This window comes from Candidatus Termitispirillum reticulitermitis, from assembly GCF_054655775.1.
Window position 1 is genome coordinate 1 of record NZ_BAAIHG010000202.1, and the last position, 686, is coordinate 686.

The window sequence follows — 686 nt, forward strand, 5'->3', positions numbered from 1 at the left end:
AGCCAAAATGATTTATAAGTCATAAAAAAGGCAGAGGCAGGTGAACCCCCAAGAAAAGCAAGATAAAGGCTATCTTTAGGTATCCAAAGAAAAGTATGCCTATTGTTTCCACAATAGTAATTAGTGCAATAGTTATTTTTACTGCAACATCAAGTATTTTTATTACGTCCATGCCTCAATATTAAGGTTATTTTTGATAAAAGTCAAGGAGTTTTTATGGCACAGTTTGAAATAAGCACGATAATGAGTATTATTGATAAGGTTTCTGCTCCTATGAAAAACATATATAAGTCTTTATCGGCTAATAATTCGGGGTTTGCCTCGCTCGGCAGGCAGATGATGTCTGTTGGAAATAATTTAGGAATGGTAAAAAAGGGACTTGTCAATTTTATCCCGCCGTTATCACTTATCGGAGGTGCTACAATTTATAGTGCAGTCAAGGGTATGAAGGCACTTGTCAATTCAACGGCAGTTTTCGGTGATAGAATGGCAAAGACAGCTGATAAGCAACATATTTAGCCACTTCCTCTGTCTGTTGCCTGTAGATAATCGCAAGGCATTCTGCATCTTGCCTAGCGTTTTATATGCAGATTATTCATTCTGTTTATAGCTATAATGTCTTTCGTTCTCTGTTACATTGATATTTATGCTGATATAGCTTGGCAGTGTAGTAGCTAGGTCTAGTT

At 36.6% G+C, this 686-nt stretch carries 2 protein-coding genes; one reads left to right on the plus strand and one right to left on the minus strand.

The window, feature by feature from the left end; all coding sequences use genetic code 11:
• Positions 1-19: 19 nt before the first annotated feature.
• Positions 20-172: a hypothetical protein gene (locus AC1MDJ_RS08285; protein ID WP_479690440.1), complete on the minus strand. Its 153-nt coding sequence runs from the start codon at positions 170-172 to the stop codon at positions 20-22.
• A gap of 44 nt (positions 173-216) precedes the next feature.
• Here AC1MDJ_RS08285 and AC1MDJ_RS08290 point away from each other — a divergent pair, with 44 nt between their 5' ends.
• Entirely contained in the window at positions 217-519 is a 303-nt protein-coding gene (locus AC1MDJ_RS08290) for a hypothetical protein (protein WP_479690441.1), read from the plus strand.
• The last annotated feature ends 167 nt before the right edge of the window (positions 520-686 follow it).

Excerpts from the sequence above, each read along its gene's own strand:
- AC1MDJ_RS08290 (WP_479690441.1), top strand. The coding sequence starts at position 217 with ATGGCACAGTTTGAAATAAGCACGATAATGAGTATTATTGATAAGGTT.
- AC1MDJ_RS08285 (WP_479690440.1), bottom strand. The coding sequence starts at position 172 with ATGGACGTAATAAAAATACTTGATGTTGCAGTAAAAATAACTATTGCA.